Annotated in this window: 20 protein-coding genes; 5 read left to right on the forward strand and 15 right to left on the reverse strand. The window is 36.2% G+C overall.

What is annotated here, in order from left to right; translation table 11 throughout:
• Positions 1-13 precede the first annotated feature (13 nt).
• Together ACTDJC_RS18060 and ACTDJC_RS18065 are read left to right on the forward strand one after the other, a co-directional pair.
• The gene (locus tag ACTDJC_RS18060; protein WP_440604259.1) at positions 14-799 is read left to right on the forward strand and encodes an ABC transporter substrate-binding protein; all 786 of its coding nucleotides are present in this window, start codon (positions 14-16) and stop codon (positions 797-799) included.
• 93 nt (positions 800-892) lie between these two features.
• Positions 893-1,579 carry an amino acid ABC transporter permease gene (locus tag ACTDJC_RS18065; RefSeq protein ID WP_440604260.1) on the forward strand — a complete coding sequence of 229 codons (687 nt, stop codon included), beginning with the start codon at positions 893-895 and terminating at the stop codon, positions 1,577-1,579.
• A gap of 77 nt (positions 1,580-1,656) precedes the next feature.
• On the opposite strand, the gene ACTDJC_RS18070 is transcribed toward ACTDJC_RS18065, so the two are convergent.
• Positions 1,657-2,745 (reverse strand): fatty acid desaturase family protein, encoded by a 1,089-nt coding sequence (locus tag ACTDJC_RS18070; RefSeq protein ID WP_440604261.1) that lies wholly within the window; start codon positions 2,743-2,745, stop codon positions 1,657-1,659.
• 534 nt (positions 2,746-3,279) lie between these two features.
• Between ACTDJC_RS18070 and ACTDJC_RS18075 the strand changes: the two genes are divergently transcribed.
• Positions 3,280-4,806, forward strand: a complete 1,527-nt coding sequence (locus tag ACTDJC_RS18075; protein ID WP_440604262.1) for an FAD-dependent oxidoreductase — start codon at positions 3,280-3,282, stop codon at positions 4,804-4,806.
• A 41-nt stretch (positions 4,807-4,847) separates the two neighbouring features.
• Here ACTDJC_RS18075 and ACTDJC_RS18080 read toward each other — a convergent pair whose 3' ends face one another.
• The 12 genes from ACTDJC_RS18080 to ACTDJC_RS18135 all read right to left on the reverse strand — a co-directional run bounded on the left by ACTDJC_RS18080 (position 4,848) and on the right by ACTDJC_RS18135 (position 18,284).
• Entirely contained in the window at positions 4,848-5,624 is a 777-nt protein-coding gene (locus tag ACTDJC_RS18080) for a nucleotidyltransferase domain-containing protein (protein WP_440604263.1), read from the reverse strand.
• A 266-nt stretch (positions 5,625-5,890) separates the two neighbouring features.
• Positions 5,891-7,003, reverse strand: a complete 1,113-nt coding sequence (locus ACTDJC_RS18085; RefSeq protein ID WP_253628463.1) for a PRK06851 family protein — start codon at positions 7,001-7,003, stop codon at positions 5,891-5,893.
• A 477-nt stretch (positions 7,004-7,480) separates the two neighbouring features.
• Complete coding sequence (locus tag ACTDJC_RS18090; RefSeq protein ID WP_369680114.1) at positions 7,481-7,843, reverse strand: hypothetical protein; 363 nt, start codon at positions 7,841-7,843, stop codon at positions 7,481-7,483.
• A 314-nt stretch (positions 7,844-8,157) separates the two neighbouring features.
• On the reverse strand, positions 8,158-9,393 hold the full coding sequence (locus ACTDJC_RS18095; RefSeq protein WP_440604264.1) for an ATP-binding protein: 1,236 nt from the start codon (positions 9,391-9,393) through the stop codon (positions 8,158-8,160).
• Positions 9,394-10,117: 724 nt separating this feature from the next.
• Positions 10,118-10,357 carry a helix-turn-helix domain-containing protein gene (locus ACTDJC_RS18100; protein WP_440604265.1) on the reverse strand — a complete coding sequence of 80 codons (240 nt, stop codon included), beginning with the start codon at positions 10,355-10,357 and terminating at the stop codon, positions 10,118-10,120.
• A 238-nt stretch (positions 10,358-10,595) separates the two neighbouring features.
• The gene (locus ACTDJC_RS18105; protein WP_098309148.1) at positions 10,596-11,237 is read right to left on the reverse strand and encodes an L-fuculose-phosphate aldolase; all 642 of its coding nucleotides are present in this window, start codon (positions 11,235-11,237) and stop codon (positions 10,596-10,598) included.
• A 32-nt stretch (positions 11,238-11,269) separates the two neighbouring features.
• Positions 11,270-12,055: a DeoR/GlpR family DNA-binding transcription regulator gene (locus ACTDJC_RS18110; protein ID WP_253628461.1), complete on the reverse strand. Its 786-nt coding sequence runs from the start codon at positions 12,053-12,055 to the stop codon at positions 11,270-11,272.
• 53 nt (positions 12,056-12,108) lie between these two features.
• A complete protein-coding gene (gene mtnA, locus ACTDJC_RS18115; protein WP_141525033.1) occupies positions 12,109-13,155 on the reverse strand; it encodes an S-methyl-5-thioribose-1-phosphate isomerase in 1,047 nt (348 codons plus the stop codon).
• 12 nt (positions 13,156-13,167) lie between these two features.
• Positions 13,168-14,400, reverse strand: coding sequence for an S-methyl-5-thioribose kinase (mtnK, locus tag ACTDJC_RS18120; RefSeq protein WP_440604266.1), 1,233 nt, complete (start codon positions 14,398-14,400; stop codon positions 13,168-13,170).
• Positions 14,401-14,652: 252 nt separating this feature from the next.
• Positions 14,653-15,261 carry a methyltransferase gene (locus ACTDJC_RS18125; protein ID WP_440604267.1) on the reverse strand — a complete coding sequence of 203 codons (609 nt, stop codon included), beginning with the start codon at positions 15,259-15,261 and terminating at the stop codon, positions 14,653-14,655.
• Positions 15,262-15,597: 336 nt separating this feature from the next.
• Positions 15,598-16,704, reverse strand: coding sequence for a M20 peptidase aminoacylase family protein (locus ACTDJC_RS18130; RefSeq protein ID WP_440604268.1), 1,107 nt, complete (start codon positions 16,702-16,704; stop codon positions 15,598-15,600).
• Between the two features lie 293 nt (positions 16,705-16,997).
• A complete protein-coding gene (locus ACTDJC_RS18135) occupies positions 16,998-18,284 on the reverse strand; it encodes a transcriptional regulator (protein ID WP_440604269.1) in 1,287 nt (428 codons plus the stop codon).
• 91 nt (positions 18,285-18,375) lie between these two features.
• Here ACTDJC_RS18135 and ACTDJC_RS18140 point away from each other — a divergent pair, with 91 nt between their 5' ends.
• Positions 18,376-19,485: a mandelate racemase/muconate lactonizing enzyme family protein gene (locus ACTDJC_RS18140; RefSeq protein ID WP_440604270.1), complete on the forward strand. Its 1,110-nt coding sequence runs from the start codon at positions 18,376-18,378 to the stop codon at positions 19,483-19,485.
• A 13-nt stretch (positions 19,486-19,498) separates the two neighbouring features.
• On the forward strand, positions 19,499-20,194 hold the full coding sequence (locus ACTDJC_RS18145) for a GNAT family N-acetyltransferase (RefSeq protein ID WP_440604271.1): 696 nt from the start codon (positions 19,499-19,501) through the stop codon (positions 20,192-20,194).
• 173 nt (positions 20,195-20,367) lie between these two features.
• Here ACTDJC_RS18145 and ACTDJC_RS18150 read toward each other — a convergent pair whose 3' ends face one another.
• Together ACTDJC_RS18150 and ACTDJC_RS18155 are read right to left on the reverse strand one after the other, a co-directional pair.
• Positions 20,368-21,237, reverse strand: coding sequence for an HD domain-containing protein (locus tag ACTDJC_RS18150; RefSeq protein WP_440604272.1), 870 nt, complete (start codon positions 21,235-21,237; stop codon positions 20,368-20,370).
• A gap of 252 nt (positions 21,238-21,489) precedes the next feature.
• Entirely contained in the window at positions 21,490-23,034 is a 1,545-nt protein-coding gene (locus ACTDJC_RS18155; RefSeq protein ID WP_440604273.1) for a DHA2 family efflux MFS transporter permease subunit, read from the reverse strand.
• Between the last annotated feature and the right edge of the window lie 217 nt (positions 23,035-23,251).

Consider the following 23,251-nt stretch of genomic DNA (forward strand, 5'->3'; position numbering starts at 1 on the left):
TGGAGGAGTCTTTATGAAACGACATATGCTTAAAGTAATAGCAGCGATTGCATTATGTGCTTCTTTAATATTAAGTGCCTGTAGTAAAGAAAGTAGCACTACATCCGCAGATGGAAAGCAAGAATTTCGCTATGCAATGAGTGGTTTATATAAGCCGTTTAACTATAAAGAAAATGGCAAGCTTGTCGGCTTTGACGTCGAAATTGGTGAGGCACTTGCTAAAAAAATGAATATGAAGGCTGTTCCTGTAACAAATCCTTGGGAAACACTCATACAAGGTCTGCAAGCAAAAAAATATGATGTAATTCTAGGAAGTATGGCCATTACAGAAGATCGTCTCAAAGCAGTTAGTTTTACGAATCCATATTATCGCTCTGGGGCACAAATTTTCGTTACAAAAAATAACACATCAATCTCCTCCGCTGAAGATTTAAAAGGGAAAAAAGTAGGTGTCGTAAAAGCAAGTACATTCAAAACACTTGTTGCCAAGCAGACAGATCAAATTACAGAATACGATAGCGACATTACAGCTCTTATGGATTTAGAACCAGGACGAATTGATGCTGTTGTCACAGATCAAATGGTAGGTCTTCGTATGATGAAAGAAGGAAAATCAAATATAAAAGATGCTGGTAAACCATTATCTCTTGATGAAATGGCCATTGCTGTTCGCAAAGATGATAAAGAATTAATGGAAAAATTAAATAAAGCATTAGATGAAATCATTCAAGATGGTACGTATGAAAAAATCAGTAAAAAGTGGTTTGGTCGTAACATTCTAGGTGAGAAAGCAGAATAGATTTTTTGTGCATAAGTAGTGCCCCGCACCTTTCATTGGGGCATTGCTATCATATTCGTAAAATGAAAATCAACTCATATAGAGGTGATACTAATGATCGATATTTTCATATCTACATATCCAACGTTCCTAAAAGCAATTGTTCTGACATTACAATTAACAATAACTTCCTTATTACTTGGATGCCTAATTGGATTGTTATTTGCTTTTTTTCGTATTTCTAATAATAAACTCTTAAATGGAATTGCGCATGTATACATTGCTATTATTCGTGGTATACCGTTAGTTGTACAAATTATGATTCTCTATTTTGGAATTACATCTGTTATTGTATTATCACCTTTTTGGGCCGGCGCTATTGCCCTTGCTATTCATAACGGTGCCTATATTACTGAAATTTTCAGAGGGTCCATTCAGTCTGTGGACCGCGGCCAACTCGAAGCAGCCCGCTCTTTAGGGATGACATATCCATTAGCAATGCGACGTATTATTTTGCCTCAAGCATTTCGTTTATCTATTCCGCCACTTGGCAATCAGTTCATTATCGGCTTAAAAGATTCTTCTCTCGTTGCCTATGTAGGAATGTCTGAGCTATGGGGATCCGGGCTTTCTGAAGCTGCTGCAAACTTTCAGCAACTTGAAACATATATTGTCGTCAGCATCTATTACTTAGCGCTCGTTCTTTTATTTACGTACTTCGTTCATCTTCTTGAAAAACGATTAGCACGGAAAAATATAAATCACACACAACCCGCTAAACAAAAAGAAATCCCTATGTAAAAAGCACGAACTCTTCATGAGTTCGTGCTTTTATCATTATTATATAAACATAGTTGATTCTAATAACAACATATATTTTAGCCGTTTTTTACATTTTTTACTTCTTTTACTTCTTCTATATTTTCCTCACGAAATTCAATATTCGAAGGATCTAATCCATTCCCTAAGGAACCGTATAGATGCGCCTTATGCGGATCAATTAACTCGCTACCTTGGTGGTACACACGCGGTGTATTCCAAAGTGTAGCTAATGCTTTCCCCATCGGCATTTCATGATAGCGCTCTGGCCACATTTCTTTAATTTTCTCTTTTACTAATGGATAGTATTTTGAGCTCATACCTGGGAACAAGTGATGTTCTGTATGATATGAGAAATTAAAATGTAATACGTCTACCCAGCGCGGCACTGTTACTGATAAACAGTTAGCAAGTGGATCATTTACAGGAACAATCGGATTCAAACGGTGATTTGTTGCGATATATCCCATTACAATAGCGTTTGCAATTAATAATGGAAGAACATAAGCAAAAAACCATTTTGCAGGACCCATAATGAACAATAAACTAATCCACACTGTCCATGGTAAAAGAAGCTGAAGCCATACAGATTTTTGAGTTGATGGCTTAAATTCCTTGATAAAAAGGAAAAACATACGAGACGAATGCATTGTAAATTGAATTGTTAACGATAGAAAGCTAAAGAAAGAACGAACATGTAATGGAAGACGATATACCCATCGTAAAAATTTGCTTTTCTTAAACTTATCCATTGTTGGCCACGCATCTGGATCATGCTCCTCATGCTGTGTATGCACATGGTGAGTCAAATTGTGCCACTTTCTCCACAACTTTGGTCCAGTTGATAGTGGCAGAAACGCAATTGCTCCAAGAAAATCTCGCAGCCAAGCTTTTCTTACTACTGTACCATGTAAAATTTCATGTCCAAGAAATCCCATAGATGCAAAACATAATCCTAGAACGATTGCAATTCCAAGATTAGCCCACACGTTCAAATCTAATAAACCAATTGTCAAAAATCCCGCTATCGTAATAAGTAAATAGGCTAGTCCACCAAACAAACGAGTTGGGACTGGTTTAAATGCCTTCTTTGGCAAATGCGGTGATACACGTGCTGCATACCATCCAAACGTATGAAGATCCTTCATTCTTTTGCCCCCTTTTCATGCCGCGCTTACGCACCCTGCATACATCGATTGTCGTTTCCAGATTGATATTACTATTATTATAAAATTTTCTTTCCCAAAGAAAATTATGCTCACTTAATCTTACAATTATTATTCATTGAAAAATATTTCTCTTTTTACTCTTTATCAACCTTTCCACTAGATGAATCATATCAGTAGACTTTCTATATTGTCAATAACTTTTATGACCTAGTAATAAAAGTTGGTTATATTTTCATAATCACTTCCTATGTTACTAAAGAAAAAATGCTTATTTACCAACATTTACACTCCATACCAATTCTTCATCACTTTGTTACCAAACACTTAATTTTGTGAAGGATACTATACTTAACCCTATTTGTCCTGTGTTATGTCAAGAAAATTAAAACAAAGAATCATATACAGAATCCCTGTTAATTTATTATTTTAAAATAATTTATTTTTGACACATGAAATTTTGGTTATTGGAAAAATTAAGTAAAAGAAACTGATTAGAATAAGAGGTGCATTCATATGGAACATGAACAACTTCCAAGATTTCCAGAACCATATTGGCGGGACTCTACTAACTTCCCTACTTTCCCAAAGCTAACCGAGAACATTAAAACAGAAGTTGCCATTGTCGGAGCAGGTATCACTGGCATTACAACAGCGTACTTACTTGCAAAAGAAGGAATCAAAGTTGCATTAATTGATGCCGGAAATATTTTAAACGGAACAACTGGACATACAACTGCAAAAATTACAACCCAGCACGATCTTATTTACGATGAACTAATTAGCAATTTTGGGGAAGAGAAAGCAAGATTATATTACGAAGCAAACGATAAAGCGCGGCAATTTATAAAAGATACCGTACAACAGCACAATATCCAATGTGATTTCACAGAAGAAGATGCTTATCTATATACGAATTCAACCGACAATCTACACAAGTTAACGAAAGAATTAGAAGCATATAAAAAGCTTAATATCCCTGGCGAATACATAGAAAGTATCCCGCTTCCAATTCCTATCAAAGCGGCACTTGTTATAAAGAATCAAGCACAGTTTCATCCGCTTCGCTATTTAGCAGCGCTTGTCGAACAATTCATTGAAGCCGGCGGTGTTATATACGAAAACACAACTGCAGTTGATGTGGAAAAAGGATCTTATCTGCAAGTCATTACAAGAGACGGACATCGAATCACCTGTGGTTATGTCGTTTCTTGTTCGCACTTTCCGTTTTATGATGCGAACAGCTTTTTCTTTGCAAGAATGTATGCAGAGCGCTCTTATGTCCTCGGTGTAAAAACAAAACAAGAATATCCAGGAGGAATGTATATAAGTATTGATAATCCGAAGCGTTCCCTTCGCTACACCACAATGGGTGATGAAAAGTTGGTGTTAATTGGTGGTGAAAGCCACAAAACAGGACAAGGCATTAACATGATGAAACATTACGAAGCACTGCAAACATTTGGCGAAGAAACCTTTGGCATAGAAGAAATTCCATACAGATGGGCAACACAAGATTTGATTACACTTGATAAAGTTCCTTATATCGGACACATCAATGAAAATAACCCTAACATTTTCGTCGCAACAGGGTACCGTAAATGGGGCATGACAAATGGAACTGCGGCAGCTTTATTACTAAAAGCATCCATTATGAAAATCGATAGTCCATATAAAGAACTGTACGCACCATCACGCTTCCATACGAATCCAGATATAAAAACGTTCGTCACTCAAAACCTCGACGTAGCAAAACATTTAATTGAAGGAAAACTAGAATTTGCGCTTCGTAAACCCGAAGACCTCGTAAATGGAGAAGGTGCTGTCGTAAGGGTAAACGGAAAACGTGCTGGCGCTTATAAAGACGATGACGGCAAACTTCACATTGTCGATACAACTTGTACACATTTAGGCTGCGAAGTGGAATGGAATAGCGGTGATTGCACGTGGGATTGCCCTTGTCATGGTTCGCGGTTTTCGATTCAGGGAGATGTGATTGAGGGGCCGGCTGATAAGGCGTTAAAGAGAATTGAAGATATGTAGTACTGTTAATGTACAGCCTTTACCAAGGAAGAGCACCAATATTATCGGTGCTCTTTCCAGCTTTGATGTAGCATATCCCGAAACAGGACATTCAACTGCTCAATATCTATAGCTGTCTTCTTTTCTAAACTCTTCACATACTCCTCGTAATACATAATCTGTCCTTCTAAAAATTCATTCAATGTCGCAATTCTTGGTCCTACATCCAGCTCGATACCTGCTTTTTTCTTCTCAAGCAATTCCTCAATTTCTTTCAAAAGATCTGCATCCAAGGCTAATCCATTCACTAATCTTTCAAACTCAACAGGCGGCAATGTTCCTTTCTCTTCTAACCATCTGCAAGCTAGTATCGGACGTAATACATAAAAGTATTTCTTTAGCTTTACTTCTTCACCTTGCAAAAACGTACGATAGTTTTTAGATGCCATATGTAAATAATGATAGATCGTTGCTTTTAGATCAAAATGATTGCTCATTTCCTGCAAACGCTCCGGAAGATTTGATTTCTTAACGTATACAATTGGCGAAAGAATCCACTCTAACAAAGCTGGATTCGATTTAGAAAATAACTGTAATGCTTTACGGAGTTCCCAGCCACTTATATCAAGGGCATCGCTGATTGGATACTCAATAACATCCCGCTTTTGCTCAATTGATAAGTACCAGTCCATTCGATGTACGTATACAAAACGGACATCATAGTCACTATCTTTTGATGGAAAGCCCCAAGCCCTGCTTCCGGATTCAACAGCGAAGAGAATCTTTACGTCGTTTTCTCTTTCAATTCGTTGTAGCTCTAATTGAATTTTTTCTCTCATATTTATCACTCTCATTTTTCTATCATTTCCTCGGAAATTCGACACCGAATCCAAAACACCTGCCTTTAGTATGGCATCTGCGATAACATACATATACAAATTTTCTGTGTATGTCGTGTCTTTCTTTAAGATAAAATGTCAATGAAGAGGATTCTCTATTTCTCAACTATACCTTCAATCACCACTCCTAAAAGACACTATTACATGTCATTTCCTCGTTAAGCAGGATAAGATCTCAAAAAAATAACCCCTTGGAAACCAAGGGGTTATTTTTGCTCTTGTGCTATTTTCTCTGCAATCCGTTCAAACTCAGCTTGAATTTCATCTTTAAACGAATCCACTTTGTCAAAATCCATCGCTGTAATATAAATTTTCTCTAATTTGTCACGTACAGTTTTTGCTTTCGCTAAATAGGACATCGCTTCATTCATTTTTTCTCTATAGCGCCTTGATACATCTTGAATTTCTACTGCATATTTCTCATCTGTTCCCGGTGCAATAATGAGCTCATACATATCAATGATTTCATCACTCTCACGGGTTGGAAAATATTCATGAGGTGCTGTACTATCAAAAATTGCAAAGCCAAGCTCTCTTACAATAACCATATCAAGGCTATTTGGATCAAAGCCGCAATGATATATCTCAACATCGAAGCCCTTCTCTTCAGCTGCCGCTGCTAATTTTTTTAACATCGTCGATTTCCCAGAACCAGGACGCCCTTTTATAAAATAACGCTTCGGTACATCTTCCGTTAAATTTGGAACAAAATCAACTGCTCCTTTTGGCGTTGCGGCTCCTAAAAAACGATGCTTCACATTTGCTTGTTTCGTACACGTTTTATCACTAAAAAATTGCTGTATGAGCTGTTCTGTCAGCTCATTTGCTTTTTCAAAATCAATATGGTCAATATAAAACTTCTCCCACTCATCATGAATCTCTAGCGCCGTCTTAAAACGCGCATAAGCTGATTGAAACGCATTGCTCGCTTCTGATGTATAACGCATAATCTCATCTTTATGCGCCCCAAGTTGAGTAGAATCCCAAGCTACACCTAAGTTTACATACTCTTCTACAACGCCTGGCGCTTTCGGTTCAATAACATGCGGCGCTGTTCCATCAACAATTCCAACTTGTAATGATGGAATAATCACACCATCAATCGAATTATTGTCAGACGAACAATGTAAAAATTCAATATCATACCCTTTCTTCACCCACTCACGACCAATCAGCTTCATAAGCGAAGACTTTCCTGTTCCAGGTCCACCTTTTAAAATAAACAACCGGTCTAATCCCGTTAAGTTCTCTTCAAATAAACTGTAAAATCCCCTTGCTGTATTACCGCCAGCATAATAATTTTTTATATTTCCTGTCACTGCCTTTCACTCCCTTGTAAGCAGTTTCACTACATAAGCTACAATATGCAAACAGGGAAGGATAGGTGAATACCCATCTAAACTTCCTTCAGTGGGGTGCTTACTGTCAGTTAATGCAGGATCAAAAAAGAGAAACTCGTAATAGTTCCTCTTCATCTCTCATTATTCATTTCTATATTTATTTCTCCAAGAATATAAGAGAAGGCTAAACATGACTACAGTTTGCAGCATAATAAGCACCGCATCCCAAAAATATAAATTCGACATCGGTTTTTGCAAGTTAGGAATAGTTTGCTTCATCTTGAATCATAGTAATTACATCAATACAGATCGGAGGTATTTCATAAAATTCACCCGTCACTGCATCTTCAACAATGTAGCTTTTTTAATCTTTACGGATTTCTATATCATGTAATGTTACTATCGATTCATACATTAGTTTCATAGTATTCACCTTTTTTATTTACATTTTTATTCCTACCATGGCCAGTTGCACCACCAACATCCTGTCGTTTTTACTTTTTCTAACTTGCGAATTTTCATATTTACACCTCCTTCATCATCTATTATCGTAAGTGAAATATAAGTGCCAAAACAAATGCATTTGATTAAAAATTCTTTATTTTCTTTATGAAGATAATACATCACAGGTAATAACAAGAGCATAATAATATAAAACCACAGTCCCATAAAACCCATATGTTTTGTGCCACTTTTTATAACATAGACTGGGAAAATATAATTATACAGAAAATCATATAATATAAAAATCGAATAAAATAATGATATAAACCATTTCATAGCTTGTTTCTCTTCATTTTTAAAATTGGAACATATTATTAATTTTCACATATCTTACAACACTAGCCGTACGTACTCTAAGAAGTGTATGTTATTCATTTAAATATGCAGCTACACAGTTATCATAACTAACATAATATTTCGTCATTTATCGACATTTTCCTCTATTCATAAATGAAATATTTTCTAACTAAAACAGATTGTCCTCTCTTTAACAATACTTTTACACTTCATTTACTCATAGTTATGTATAAAAAAACTCTTCTTTCACCGTTTGAAAGAAGAGTTTTTTTTATACATATATTTATCCCGCATTAACGGGCAGTAAGACCCCCGCTGATGGAAGTTTCACTTTATTTTACCTCTACTGCTGGCAGCATAACTTTTACCTTTGTTCCGATACCAAGTTTGCTTTCAAATACAATCTCACCTTGATGTTCTTCAATAATTTTGTATGTAACCATTAATCCTAAGCCTGTTCCATTTTCTTTTGTCGTATAGAAGGCCTCACCTATTTGATCTATTTTTTCTTGATCGATTCCGCATCCTTCATCAGTAACACTCACTACAATTTGATTATCATGAACTACATTTGCTTCCACAATAATATTACCGCCATTTGGCATAGACTCTATCGCATTTTTAATAAGGTTAAGAAATACTTGTTTCATTTGTTTCTCATCACATTGTATAGACGGTAATGCTTTATCAATCATTGTCGAAATGGTAATGCCATATTGCAAAGTCGGCTGTTCTACAATATAAATCACATAAGATAAAATATCTTTTATATTATGTAATTTATATTCTCTCTTTTTCGGCTTTCCAAGAACCATTAATTCACTAACAATCGTATTCATACGCTCAATTTCTTGCACCATAATGTTATAATACGCAGCATCTTCAGGATGTTTTTCTCTCTGCAATTGTGTAAATCCTTTTAATGCTGTTAATGGATTACGGATTTCATGTGCAATCGTAGCCGCCATTTTTCCAACGACTGCTAGTTTTTCAGCTTGCTGCGCTTCTTCAAATATTTGTGTAATGGTACGTACATACGATTTGAAACGTGTTAACAAAATAAAGGATATGATTCCGAGAATCGCACATAATACGATTGGAATAATAACCGTTGATATGTGTAAGAGAATCCCTAAAAGGGCATATTTCCCAATCATACCGAGCGAGACTAACCAAAAATATCGTTTATTCACAAAAAGGGGCGAAAACAGAACGAGAAACTGCTCTACCGCATTCCCACTTGCAAATTTTTGTGAGTCCCCTAGATAAATCATTATACTATTAAGTAAATCAATAAATGTATATCCCAAAAATATGATATACTTTACAGCATATGGATTTTTCTTTTTTATTAAGTAAATTCCAATCGGCAATAACAGAAACATGAAAATATGCACTCCAAACCCTAATCCACCTTCTGGAAAACCGATTGGCCGATCATCTATTTTCATTGCCGGATAAATAAAATAATATATGATATCATAAGAGAAAAAAATAATATAAAACAAACTTAAAAAAAGCTTTAATGCTTTAATTTCCTCTTGTATGAGCATATCAGCTTTGTCCACGCTAAAACTCCTTTATACATAGCATCAATTTTATATACTACTTGTTATTTTATAAGAAAAAAACAAATTTATGAAACTATTCTTCCTAACATAGATTGTTATTCATTAAACAAATATTGTTTTCTTAAATACTTTATTGATTCCCTCAACATAAGAGTGAAAACTCATTAATAAAATATAAGCTTCCCAATTCAGCATCTCTCAAATACATTCACACGTTACAGAAAATGTATCGAAATGCATATCCTATTAAATATACATATTTCACAACATGTAGAATTTCTTTCTTTACAAAATGTATGCTAAGTAATAATAAAAGCAAAATTAAACACCCACAAAAATAACTTGGCACTTTTCATTTCTTCTTCAAGCAATATAGGATTTGGATTCACCTTAAACTCCTTTGCATGTTTATATAATCGAGAATAAAAAATGTTTCCAATGTTTTATTATATCGATAAAAAAATATCCTACAATCCTATTTTAAAAATAAAAAGAAAGACTCTTATCTAATTTGTTGCATCCACAATTAGAAACAGTCCTCTTTCTCCCCCTTGTTTTCTTCCGCTATTTTCAAATAGCTTTTTCATTCTCTTCATACATAAGTTTACCTAAAGCAGGATAATCTTTCTGAATCCCATTTAATAAAACCTTTTTTCTTCTATGACTAAAATCATGTATTTTAGTTTTAATAATTGATTCATATTTTCTAAGTATCCTATTTCTAGTCCTCATCTTTCACATCGAAATCTTCAGGAATTGGTTCGTTTAATATTTCTTCTACTAACTTTGTATATTTCTCCATTTGTTCTAGGTGTGTATTAAATTGCTCTTTATTCAGCAAGTACTGTTCTCCATCATGGACAGCACGAATGCGTTTTTGTTGGATTAAGCTTTCAATATACGATTCTGGCATATTTAAAAATTCAGCTGCTTCTTTTATTGTTAAATACAATATGTTCATTCCTTTCTTATATAAGCGAAGTAAGTGAAATTACTCCATTTTATCCCGCTATTTGCAAGTAGTAAGATCCCACTGATGGAAGTTTCACTTTATTAATCACTTTATCTTCCATTCGTATAAACTTTACCACACTCACCACATCTTTGGGAGTTAACAATACAGATATATGTTCAAATTGTATTCTATAGAAATAAAAGATTAGGGAAACTCATCCCTAATCTTTTATTTTGAATGTTATTCATTTTTGACCGTACGTCTCAAACTTCTTCGCTAATACAGCTAATTCTTCCTCTGGCAATAGTTTCGGTTCTCCAATACATTTCGTTTGATAATAAATTTGCGCACAAAATTCTATCTCTTCTGCGACTGTAAACGCCATTTTAATATTATGCCCCCCTGCAATTAGTCCATGATTCGCAAGTAAAACAGCGCGGCGATCTATCATTCCTTCATAAGCTGCTTCTGCTAATTCTTTCGTACCAAATGTTGCATACGGTGCACAGCGCACATTTGGACCTGCAAAAGCTACTAAATAAGAAACAGCTGGAAGCTCCCAACCTAATGATGCAATTGTCTTTGCATAAGGAGAATGTGTGTGTACAAGAGCATTCAAGTCGTCTCTTTTTTGATAATAAATGAGATGCATATCAAGTTCACTAGATGGTCTTCTTGTTCCATCAATAACATCTCCATTTAAATTCAGTACAACCACATCTTCAGGCGTTGTCTCAAAATACTCTAATCCGCTTGGACTCATCGCAACTAGGCCTTGTTCACGATTAAAAATACTAATATTACCGCCTGTCCCCTTTGTTAGTCCGCTTGTGATTAATTTCTTTCCATACTCTACAATTTCTTCTCTCTCTTTTTGTAGTAACATATACATCCTCCTCAACGGGACACTTGTTATGGCTAGTTTGCTATAATAACCGGTATTCCATATTTTTCATAGCTTGTAATACATTCTTGCTGCATCGGTGTAAGTGGTACGAGTTCATCTGTAATAATTTTTGTAATGCACTGTTTATCACAGACTTCAAAGAAAGCAACCTTTCCAAGCTTCGTATGATCCACTAGAACGATGATTTCACTTGCCTTATTCAGCATCGCCTGCTTCGCTTCCCCTTCATCTATTGCCGTATCTGTTAAACCTTCATGGAAGCTTAGCCCTTTACTTGAAATAAAAACTTTATCAATATAAATTGATTGAAGATATTGCTGTAAGGATGCCCCCATGATAGACAATGATTTTCCTCGTAAAAAGCCGCCAAGCAAAATCACTACAATATGAGGCGCATCTGCCAGCTCTATTGCAATGCTCAAGTTATTTGTTACAACTGTAAGGCTTTTACGGTCTTTAATGAACTTACTTACCTCAAGCGCAGTTGTACTTGCATCAAAAGCTATTACATCACCATCTTCAATGAGCTTTGCGGCTTCTTTCGCAATAGCCATCTTTTCTCGCTTATTACTGTTTAACCGCTCTTCCATGGAAGCTTCATATACACGCTTCGTTTTCAGCTTTACACCGCCGTAGACCCGGATAACCTTACCATCCTTTTCTAGCCTCTCTAAATCCCTTCGTATCGTCATTAATGACACTTGAAAGACATCACTTAAATACGAAACATCTGCGTATTCCGTCTTCTCAAGCATCTCAATAATTTTATTTCTTCTATCTGCTGGTGAATTAGACATGATAATCGATCCTCTTTTATTTATTTTCTTATATGTCTAATATGCAAAGTTTATTATTGCTGAAATAACTTTTTTAAGTTTTCCGCAAACGGTGGACGTACAATGCCCTTCTCTGTAATGATTGCTGTAATATTCTCATGCGACGTTACATCAAATGCCGGGTTATACACCTTGCTATCTTGCGGTGCTGAATATTGTCCAAAGCGGTTAATAACTTCAGAAGCATCGCGTTCCTCAATCGGAATCTCTTTCCCTGTTGGTGTTTTCAAATCAATTGTTGGTGTCGGCGCTGCTACATAAAATGGAATGTTATAATACTTTGCTAAAATAGAAACTCCTAACGTTCCAATCTTATTCGCTACATCACCGTTTGCTGCCACGCGGTCACATCCGACAATTACTGCATCAATTTTCCCTTGTGACATTACCATCGCTGCCATATTATCGGTGATGACTGTTACATCGATGCCAGCTCGCTGCAGCTCTAACGCTGTTAGTGTAGACCCTTGTAATCTCGGACGCGTCTCATCAGAATAAATTTTTAAATCCCAACCTTTTTCCTTCGCTAAATACATCGGTGCTGTTGCAGTTCCGTATTTTGTTGTCGCCAAAGCACCTGCATTACAATGCGTTAACACACCCATACCATCTTGAAATAACGTAAGCGCATGTTCACCAATTTGACGGTTAATTTCCTCGTCTTCCTTATGAATCATCTTTGCTTCTTCTAACAATCTATTTTTCAAATCTTTAATAGATAAATGAACATTTTCTTTTGCGACGTTCTCTATTCTCTCAAGCGCCCAAAATAAATTTACAGCTGTCGGTCTTGAAGTCGCTAAATAAGCACATACTTTTTCAACTTCATTTATAAACAGCTCTATTGAATTTTCCGGTACTTCTTTTACTCCTAAATACACACCGTAAGCTGCTGAAACACCAATCGCTGGTGCACCGCGTACCTTCATCACTTGAATCGCATCCCATACGCTCTCTGCTGTTGTAAAAGATTCATAGACAACCTCATTTGGTAATAAAGTTTGGTCTAATAAAACTAAAGCTTCATCTTTCCATTGAATCGGTATTAATTGCTCAGACATAATCTTCTCTCCTTATTTTGTGTTAAGTGACAGTGCTTGTGTTTTTAACGTTTGTAAAAAATCATTGCCTGTTTTGTGCGTACTTGCCTGTAAAATAAACAACTTCGCAGCTTGCAAACAAATGCGTTCTGCTCTAGTACGAGCTTCTTCATCTGCAATAGATATGATATCCTTTACTTTTGCTAAACCAACAATGCGGCGAATTAATTCAAGACCAGTAATAGCCGCTGTATCTTCTAGCACAGACTGTAAATACCAACGACTAAATCCTTCTTCTTTTGCCATAATGTCTGTAACATGTGCATTCCAAGTTTCTAAGAATTTTACTGAAAACAGATCAATTACATCCGTAATCGTAGACTCCAACCAGTCCATATAAGCATCTTTTTCTATCCCAGAAACCATTGTCGCATCCGCATTTGCCCATGCAAATATTAAGTTTGCCACAACATTCCCGATGTCATATCCCATCGGTCCATAAAACGCGAATTCCGGATCAATCACCTTTGTAGAATCTTTTCTTACAAATACAGAACCAGTATGCAAATCTCCATGCAGCAAAGCTTGTGCATTTGTCATAAACGAAAACTTCAGCTTCGCCACTTCCATGCGAAGTGCGTCATCACTATATATATGCTCTCGAATCCAGCCTTCATTTAAAGAAAACAGCTCATTTCTTTTGTTATGATCTGTAAACGGCTCAGAGTACACAAGATCTTCTGTAATCTCACATAACTCCGGATTTATATAGTTCTTCACTAACTCCTTTTTCTCTTTATGATTCATTACCACATCTGATGTTAATAGCAATGTGTTGACCATAAAGGTCGTTAAATCATCTGCAAGCTTTGGAAAGATTTGATGATTCATAAGCGCAGTACGAAGAATCGTATGATCTGACAAATCTTCCATCACACAGCAATTCATTACATCATCATACAAATACACATTCGGCACGAGCTTTGGTGCCAGCTTCCCCTCTAGCTGGAGCACATCTGACTCAATGCGAATACGATTCGTAGATAATTTAAACTCATCAGAAATACGCGCCGTATCTCCTGCTTGCTTCACAATAACAGAAGTTCCCTTCTCTTCATCCCAAACACGGAACACATAATTTAAATTGCCATCCCCAATTTCCTTACACTGCAAACGCTGTGCGTCCTCGAACATCGATAACTTCTCCATCACATACGGTATTACATCACTAGATTCCATTAAAAAATACTTCGTGAACTTAGACATGGTTTCTCCCTCCACACTAAATGTAAGCGTTTTCTAAAAGCCGTAAAAATAATAGATTGATAGTATTTTATTCAACCTATGTTATAAATTGTTCTTTTTGGATCATATTTTGTTCGAAACGAACATCTATTTTTTATTATAGCTTGTTAAGGAGGGGAGTCAACATTTTCCTATATAAGTGAAACTTCCATCAGTGGTTTTTTTTCATCCCCCACTGATAGAAGTTTCACTTTATCCATTTAATATCACTTTCTAATATGCTAATCGATATATCAAAAACCTCTCATTCGAATTTCGTTCATACAATCCTGGCAATATAACTTCCTCTTTCAATTCAAAAGAAGTTTGGTTATCTAAAAAATAAATATAATCTTCTGATGGATAATATAAAACTAGTTCTACTTCCCGTTCTACTTCTTCCACTGAAAGTAGTATGTTGTTTATCACATTCATAAACACTTGCACCGAAAACGGATTAAAAAAGTAAAACTTATTATCAAGTGGATCAATCTCGTACTCTTGTGCCAAGCAACAATGAAAATGAATTTTATCTTTACTTTTTTTAGCCTTCTTCAAATAACTATCTCTATTGTCCATTGCTTCTTGATAGAAAGTCTCGTTCATTTCTATCCCTACTACAGATACATGATAGAAATAGTGGATATAAAAATTCAATCGTCCTTTTCCGCATCCAAAATCAACAACTCGATCACTACTTTTCAGTTCATACTTATTAAATAATTGTTCTAGTGCAAGATATGGTGTTGGTTCATAACGATGATAATGCAAAGACTCGTAGAACCCCTTTTGCTCTCCTACTGTTTTTATGTTTAATACTGCGTCATAATATTGTTCGTTCATGGATTCACTCCTAATTAACAGATTATAAATTCCATTATAAAAAGACCCCCGATAAAGTCAGCGGTCTACTCGTCACGCTTCGTCATCTCATCCATACATTCTAGTATGCAAAGATATTGGTAAGAATTGAAGGACCTTCATAATTTGTTAGCATTTTTTATTTGCTTCAGAAAATTTTTCAATGACATATAATCCAATTTTATCATATCCAAAAGTTTTGAACCTGTACCATATGAAAAAGCTACCCTAAAAGGACAATCAATTTTGACCTTTTCAGGGTAGCTTTCGTATTTGAATTTAAAGACTGGAAACCTCAAATTTCAAATAGAAACAATCTTATTTCAATACTTCCAATACCGTTTGCTTCAATATTTGCACGCCATCTACTATACAAGCGTGATCAAACGTCATGTGAGGATGATGTAATCCTGGCTTTAGATTTGCACCTAATCCTAGCATAGCAGCTTTTAAGTGTGGCTTTTTGACCGTATAATAATGAAAATCATCACTTCCTGCTGTAGGAAGTGGTGCGGTGCAGCCACCTTCGCCATACGTTTGGAGAATTCCCTTACGAAGGAACTGCTCCGCCTCAGCTGATACTTGTGCTCCAGGTGCGAAATCAACCCATTCGTAAGAAATCTTTACACCCATCGATTCAGCTGATTGAATAACTTGTTCTATCTTTTTCTTTAACTCTTCTAACAGCGGATTACTTTCTGCCCTTACATCTAACGCAAAGTGACCGTTCCCTGGAATGATATTTAAACTTTCACCGCCTGCTTGGCATCTCGTCATTTTAACGGAATAGGAATGTTGTGGTGAAAGCCATATATTTTTCAATCCAATATTAATCATCGAAATCACATCAATTGCGTTTACACCTTGATGCGGCCGCGCACCATGAGCGTCAGTTCCATATATATGAGCTTCTAAAAAATCAGCCGCTCCATGGCGAATGGATGGTGCCGCTTGCTTCAATGGTAATTCCTCTATTGGTCGTAAGTGAATACCAAATAAGAAATCAACATCATCCACAACACCTTTCTCCACCATCTTCAGAGCCCCGCCTCCTTTTTCTTCTGCGGGCTGAAAAATAAAGCGAACCGTCCCCGTTGGCCACTCCTCATTTTTCAACTGTAAAATAAGCCCCATCACAATTGTCATATGACCATCATGACCACATGAATGATTTGCTTTGAACTCCCCATCTACCTCTTGCCACAATGCATCCATATCAGCTCGAATGGCGACAACTGGTTTCCCGCTTCCCATTTCTGCAATTACTCCAGGACAATCATCAAATGTTTTATAAGAAATTCCTTCTGCCTCTAAAAATTTTGTAATATAAGTAGTCGTATTATGTTCATGCCAACTCACTTCAGGATGCTCATGTAAATATTGAAAAATTTTATTTAAACGATTCTGCAAATCTTCTCTTTTCAACTTGATGCTCTCCCTTCTATACGCAAAACAATTCTCTTAAGGCTGTTTTGAAATGACATTCATTCGATACAAAACAACTTTTTATTTTTCATTTATAACATTCATGTTTTTCAAAAACATATTGAATATTCATTTAAATGTCAAGTGATTGCTCTCTCGGTATGATGAATGAACTTTCCCTTTTCACCATATGCTGAACTGAATTTTACTGTATCCACCCTCTCCACTCTTTATGCGATAACCAGTTTTAATATCACTAAACTTTCCAAGACAGAAAGAATGGCACTAAGAAACTACATCAGAGACGTAGTATGAATAGAATAAATAGGAAGCTTTAATTCATAAAGGGCACGAGGGCGTCCTTGTTGATAGGGCATCTCCTCACCACAAATATTTGCATATCCTTGATCGACCAATTTCTTCAAAATACGCTCTGTTGTGCGTCTTGTTACTTGTAAATACTCCGAAAGATCAGCTGCCGTAAATTGAAGTGATGAACGAGACTGACTAAATTGAATGATTTTCGATAAATTTGCCGGACTAAGCTTTGTTTCCTTCGCTATCTTTAGTAGTTCTTGATCATCATTTTTAAGGCTCTGCATTTTCTTTTCTTTTGGAAAAGGACCGAACAGTTCTTTTTCATCCGTTAATATATAACAACAGCTTTCCATTTGATTGTTTGTCGCAAAGTTTTGAGCAATTTTAGCGTTTTGTTCCGCTTCTTTTACTGTTCTCCCGTAACCAAATCCGAGCGCTATAGGATCTTTCGAATTGCTTAAAAAGTTTTGGAGGGAACTTCTTTTTATAAGTGCCTCAATATCACCACGCGTCGTATACAAAATGTATGAGGTTTCATCTACTTGACGAAATGAACCGTGAATTTCACGAGCAAACATATCGAGATGCTCCGTTGGTATATGGTGTGATGCTGAAAATGCTATCACACAAGCTGCAACAGTCGCTGCATAACTCTTTGCTAACTGTGCTTTTGCTTTTGCATCTTTTAATCCTTGTATAAGAGCTTTTGTCGGATCAAGCATTCGCTGTGAAGGTACACCAAGTTCGATAAGTTGGTCATAAACAGCATGAACACTCGTTAGTGCTAAATCAACTAATCCTGATTGATACCGAGAATAATGAAAATCCACAATCTCTTTTATTTCAAACATATTCGGTAACATATCTTGATAATCCATAACTTTGGGAACCCCCGTAATCCCGATATCACTGAAAACATTTGTAACGAAAGAAGAATTCACTAAATCAATTGAAATTCGTTCCGGTTGAATGTTTTTATGATGTAAAATGAAAAGTAAAGAAGACGCAAGCGCCATTTCGTTTTGCTGCAAATAAATACTTGGAATTCGTAATTGTTCTCGCATTTCTTTTGAAATATAATAAGGTATAACACCGGAGAAGAAGATCACATCACACGGCTTTAAATGCCGGATAATTTCTGAAGATTCTTTCGGATGAGAATAAACATAAGGTTCAATCTCTATATCTTCGACTTGGTGGGCAACAGCCACAAGGTTCTGAATAGACTCTTGTGTACCAATAACCGCAATCTTTATCATCATTTGTTCAAACTCCTTATCACCATTTAACGACTATTTAACGACAACTATATCAAATAAAAAAGAACATTGTAAACAGAAAGGGGTCTTTTCAATGAAAATCACAGCAATTCATCTTTATGCAATTCGTTTACCGCTTCGCAATCCATTTATCGTAAGCTATGGTACTTATCCTGATATGCCTTCCATTATTGTAAAACTCGAAACTGATGAAGGCATTATTGGTTACGGAGAAGGCGTAGCTGACGAGCATGTTACATGTGAAACATGGGAGAGCACTTTTCATATTTTAAAACATACATTAGCTCCTGCCTTGCTAGGTAAAAATCCAATGAATATCGAGAAAATACATGACATCATGAATCGAACTATTTACGGGGTACCTACTGCTAAAGCTGCGATTGATATCGCTTGCTTTGATGTAATGGGGAAAAAACTCGGACAGCCTGTGTATCAATTAATTGGCGGACGCTATCATGAAGAATTTCCAATTACCCATGTTTTAAGCATCGACTCCCCAGAAAACATGGCGGAAGAAGCTGCTTCCATGATAAATAAAGGTTACCAATCTTTTAAAATGAAAGTCGGAACAGATGTTAAAAAAGATGTTGAAAGAATTGAAGCTGTACGTGAACGAGTCGGAAACGATGTCGCAATTCGCGTTGATGTGAACCAAGGCTGGAAAAACAGTGCGACGACGTTAACCGCATTACGTTCACTTAAGCATTTGGACATTGATTGGATTGAACAGCCTGTTATAGCCGATGATATCGACGCAATGGCTTATATTCGCTCAAAAACAGACCTTTCTCTTATGATTGACGAGGGATTAAAAGGCCCACGTGAAATGCGCCAAATTATTCAAAAGCAAGCTGCCGATAAAGTGAACATTAAATTAATGAAATGCGGTGGAATCTATCCAGCCGTCAAACTAGCCCATCAAGCAGAAATGGCTGGAATCGAATGTCAAATTGGTTCAATGGTCGAATCATCCGTTGCCTCTTCCGCAGGATTCCATGTCGCTTTTTCTAAAAAAATCATTACAAGTGTTGAACTGACCGGGCCATTAAAATTCACAAAAGATATTGGGAATCTCTCCTATGATGTCCCTTTTATTCGCCTAACAGAAAAGCCTGGGTTAGGCGTTGATGTCAATGAAGATATACTCAATGAGTTAACTGTTTTTCAAGATATTATTTGCTAAAGGAGACCCAAGCATGAACATTCTGTATGAAGGAACGTTAAAACAAAACGAGCAATCATTCAAAGTTGCACCATTATCTTTGCATCACATCGAGCAAATTTTATCCGTACAAGATGATGTAATTGAAGCACTAGAAAACAAACAAAACTTGCAGCCTCTTACATTAGAAGAATTTCAAAATATATTAACAGGAAATGGATTCATGATCGGTGCATTCATAGATGAACAACTCATTGCATTCCGTGCACTCTTAGTTCCACCGATTGATGAAGAACATTTAGGCTTTGATATTGGCTTACAAGGTGAAGAATTAGAACGTGTCATCTATCAAGAAGTCTCAAACGTTCATCCAACTTATCAGGGAAACGGACTGCAAAAAATATTAGCGAAAGTCATTATGGAGCAATTAAAACAGGTAGATCACAAATATGAGTATGTTTGCTGCACCGTTGCACCGTTTAATATTCCTAGTTTAAAAGACAAATTTGCGCAAGGGATGGAGATCGCTGCGCTGAAAGAAAAATATAGTGATCGATTACGGTATGTGTTTGTAAAAGAGTTACAGAGTGAGAGAACAAAAGAATGGACGAATATAGAAAAACTCCTAATGAGTGATATTGCTGGGCAAAAAAAGTTGCTGGCGGAAGGTTATCGTGGGTATGAGATGGAGTTTCGTGGTGGGGAGTATTGGGTGCGGTTTTGGAAGTAGGTAGGTAGCTATTACTTCCTGATATTATTGGATTTATTATGGAAAGAAAGAAAAAGGTGAGGTACTACTATCTGTAGTGTGTCACCTTTTTTCAATGAAACATCCTTCTTAGAAAATGGTAGGGAGAACTTGATAATTTTCTCCTTCCACTTTTAAGTGTATACTCGCCCTCTCTATAATTTCGAACAGTTTCTTAAGTAATACTGATAAAATAATTCATCAGACCACCCCATTCGATGTCTTAGCTCAGTTAAATACGCTAATAGAATAAAGGGACCATCTGAATTGAACTCAAAAGAAACCCCTCTTTCTTGCAGATTATTTGCTAACGGGGTGATCATTTCAATATTTCCACTATGATAAATCGCCTCACTAGAAGTAGAAACTTCCTTCGCAAATTTTAATACACCTCTTTCATACAATTTCGCTTTTTGTGACTCATAAATGCCATACGCACAACTGAATAATACATCGATGTCATCCAACGTAAGTGTTTCTTTTCCAATAAATAAATTTTGTGTTTCTTTTTCGAACACCCGAATAATTGGAATGTCCCGCTTTTTTTCTTTCAAAGCATGCAAAATACTCATGTAATACCATGATTGGTCACGTTTTCCACGCTTAAAACGCGACCATACTTGATCGTCTTCTCTTTCTCCGTCCTCTTGAATGGACCGTAAGTTATGTAATTTATCTGCGATGATTAAAGTAATCTCTTCATTCGAACGGTGTGGAAGAGATAGAATAGTATGATTCTTTCGTTCTTCCCATGACAATGATTTATCTGGTTCTGAAGCCGCCTGAACCAGCTTCAACACTTCTTCGCCAAAATGCTCGTACAACTCAGCCTCGGTTGTATTTGTATCTTCTAAAGTATCATGCAATAATCCTGCGGCAATCACTTCATCACGCTGCTTTGCTTTCTGTAAAATGAGCGCTACTCCAAATGGATGTATAATGTACGGAATGTTCGTGCCTTTGCGCATTTGGCCTTCATGCTTAATAGCAGCAAACTGCATCGCTTTCTCAATTAATCTGCTCATGTCACTCATCTCCTTTCCATTTATTTATATTCATAACATAAACACCGCTCAGAATAAAATCTTCCGAGCGGTGTTTACTTCTCTAACCACTTAAGTCATTTGATTTTACGAAATCCTTCTTTTACAGTTAGCGTTTCGTTAAATTGTACACGACCTTCGTCCCCCGTCTTCTTCCATAATTATTATCAGATGAAGTGTTCGCCAAAATTAAAAGCGCCCCCCTTTGTAAAGGAGGCACTTTTGATTTATTTATTAACCTCTAACAAATTCCCCTGCTCCAGCTTTTTCCTTATTGTCCTTTTGCTCAACCTTATAACGAGCTCCACCTACAAATAAGGAAACAAGCAATCCGATGATACCAGCTATCATTGCCAATATAAAGCCATGGTGCAACGCGTTTTCTAATGCTCCTCTCATGAATTCTACTAGCTGAGGAGGAAGCTGTGTATGATTTTGCATCAAGATTTCTGGTTTTGCTAATTTTTCAATTTGATTAGCCGGCATTTGAGAAGATGACGCAAAACCTATCATCTTTTCTTTTAAATCATTGTTCACAATGGTTGCTGTAATTGCAGCCCCCATCACACCACCAATACTTCTCCAGAACCCAACAACTGATGAAGCAATCCCCATGTATTTCATATCGACGGATTGGGCTACAGCATTTTGCGCGACACTCATAAGCGGCCCCAGAACAATCAATCCCATTGTGATCATAACAAGGGTTACTGTCAATTTCGCAGTATCATGTGTAATGTTACTAAGCATATAAGCCTCAAATATTCCAACCGCCATCGAAATGACCATGATAGTACGGAAAGGAACTTTCGTACAAAGGAAACCTCCTAAAATCGCACCAATCATAATCGGAAACATCATCGGTGTTAATACACCATTTGAATTTTCATTCCCAATAATAGCTACTGAAAGAATGGGAAGATAAGTAATCGCAGAGAACATGATTGCTCCCTGACAAAATACAACAATACTTGTACCTAGCACCATTTTATTTTTAAATATGGAAAGAGGTAAAATTGGTTCACTAGCCTTTCTTTCCACTAATATGAACAACACAATTGATATCGCAGCTGCACTAAACATTCCAATAATTTGAGCGGAATCCCAAGCATAATCCTTCCCGCCCCATTCTAAACCGAGAAGAAGGAGAACAGTTGAAGCAATTAATAAAACCGTTCCAAGATAATCAACTTTTGGTTTATGTTCTGATTTAGATTCTTTTAAAGAAAACAATAAAGTAATAATCGATAAAATGCCAAAAGGAACATTTACATAAAAGCACCATCTCCACCCTAACCAAGAGGCTTCAGAAATCCAAGTTCCTATTTGTGGTCCAAGAACTGAGGATATACCAAATATCCCAGCAAACACACCAGACATTTTTGCTGCTTGTTTAGGATCTGTAGAAATTGAATAAATGATTGTGAATGAAATCGGAAAAATAGCTCCTGAACCTATCCCTTGAATAACACGATACGCAATCAACTGATCTATATTTTGAGCAGTTCCGCATAATGCCGAGCCAATTAGAAATAAACTAATCCCGAGTAAATAAAACAATTTTCTTCCAAATAAATCGCTCATTTTCCCAAACACAAGCATCGTACTTGTTGCCGCAAGCATATAAGCCGTAAAAACCCAGCTCATTTTATCAAATCCACCAATATCCTTAATGACCTGACTAATACTCGCAGAAACAATGGTGTTATCCAAAGATGACATAAAAAGTCCTAACGCCATGGCTACGATTACAAAAGGCATTCTTTTATTCTTTTCCATTGCGCTCTCTCCCCATTTCTTCAATCCTATCCACTCAAATAGAATAACATTTTTCCATTAAATAACAATAAAATTCAAAAGTAATTTTTTGACAAAAATCTACTTCATTTGTAATAAAAACAGCTACTGACTATAATTACGCTTTGAAATTTACTTTATGTAGATTAATTATTGCTAAAATTACTTTAAATGTATTGAGTCTATATTATGGAAAAAA

This window comes from Bacillus sp. GB_SG_008 (assembly GCF_052038115.1).
Classification (GTDB): Bacteria; Bacillota; Bacilli; order Bacillales; family Bacillaceae_G; genus Bacillus_A; species Bacillus_A rhizoplanae.

Excerpts from the sequence above, each read along its gene's own strand:
- ACTDJC_RS18060 (WP_440604259.1), top strand. The coding sequence starts at position 14 with ATGAAACGACATATGCTTAAAGTAATAGCAGCGATTGCATTATGTGCT.
- ACTDJC_RS18065 (WP_440604260.1), top strand. The coding sequence starts at position 893 with ATGATCGATATTTTCATATCTACATATCCAACGTTCCTAAAAGCAATT.
- ACTDJC_RS18070 (WP_440604261.1), bottom strand. The coding sequence starts at position 2,745 with ATGAAGGATCTTCATACGTTTGGATGGTATGCAGCACGTGTATCACCG.
- ACTDJC_RS18075 (WP_440604262.1), top strand. The coding sequence starts at position 3,280 with ATGGAACATGAACAACTTCCAAGATTTCCAGAACCATATTGGCGGGAC.
- ACTDJC_RS18080 (WP_440604263.1), bottom strand. The coding sequence starts at position 5,624 with ATGAGAGAAAAAATTCAATTAGAGCTACAACGAATTGAAAGAGAAAAC.
- ACTDJC_RS18100 (WP_440604265.1), bottom strand. The coding sequence starts at position 10,357 with ATGAACATATTGTATTTAACAATAAAAGAAGCAGCTGAATTTTTAAAT.
- ACTDJC_RS18105 (WP_098309148.1), bottom strand. The coding sequence starts at position 11,237 with ATGTTACTACAAAAAGAGAGAGAAGAAATTGTAGAGTATGGAAAGAAA.
- ACTDJC_RS18110 (WP_253628461.1), bottom strand. The coding sequence starts at position 12,055 with ATGTCTAATTCACCAGCAGATAGAAGAAATAAAATTATTGAGATGCTT.
- mtnA (WP_141525033.1), bottom strand. The coding sequence starts at position 13,155 with ATGTCTGAGCAATTAATACCGATTCAATGGAAAGATGAAGCTTTAGTT.
- mtnK (WP_440604266.1), bottom strand. The coding sequence starts at position 14,400 with ATGTCTAAGTTCACGAAGTATTTTTTAATGGAATCTAGTGATGTAATA.
- ACTDJC_RS18125 (WP_440604267.1), bottom strand. The coding sequence starts at position 15,261 with ATGAACGAACAATATTATGACGCAGTATTAAACATAAAAACAGTAGGA.
- ACTDJC_RS18135 (WP_440604269.1), bottom strand. The coding sequence starts at position 18,284 with ATGATGATAAAGATTGCGGTTATTGGTACACAAGAGTCTATTCAGAAC.
- ACTDJC_RS18140 (WP_440604270.1), top strand. The coding sequence starts at position 18,376 with ATGAAAATCACAGCAATTCATCTTTATGCAATTCGTTTACCGCTTCGC.
- ACTDJC_RS18145 (WP_440604271.1), top strand. The coding sequence starts at position 19,499 with ATGAACATTCTGTATGAAGGAACGTTAAAACAAAACGAGCAATCATTC.
- ACTDJC_RS18150 (WP_440604272.1), bottom strand. The coding sequence starts at position 21,237 with ATGAGCAGATTAATTGAGAAAGCGATGCAGTTTGCTGCTATTAAGCAT.
- ACTDJC_RS18155 (WP_440604273.1), bottom strand. The coding sequence starts at position 23,034 with ATGGAAAAGAATAAAAGAATGCCTTTTGTAATCGTAGCCATGGCGTTA.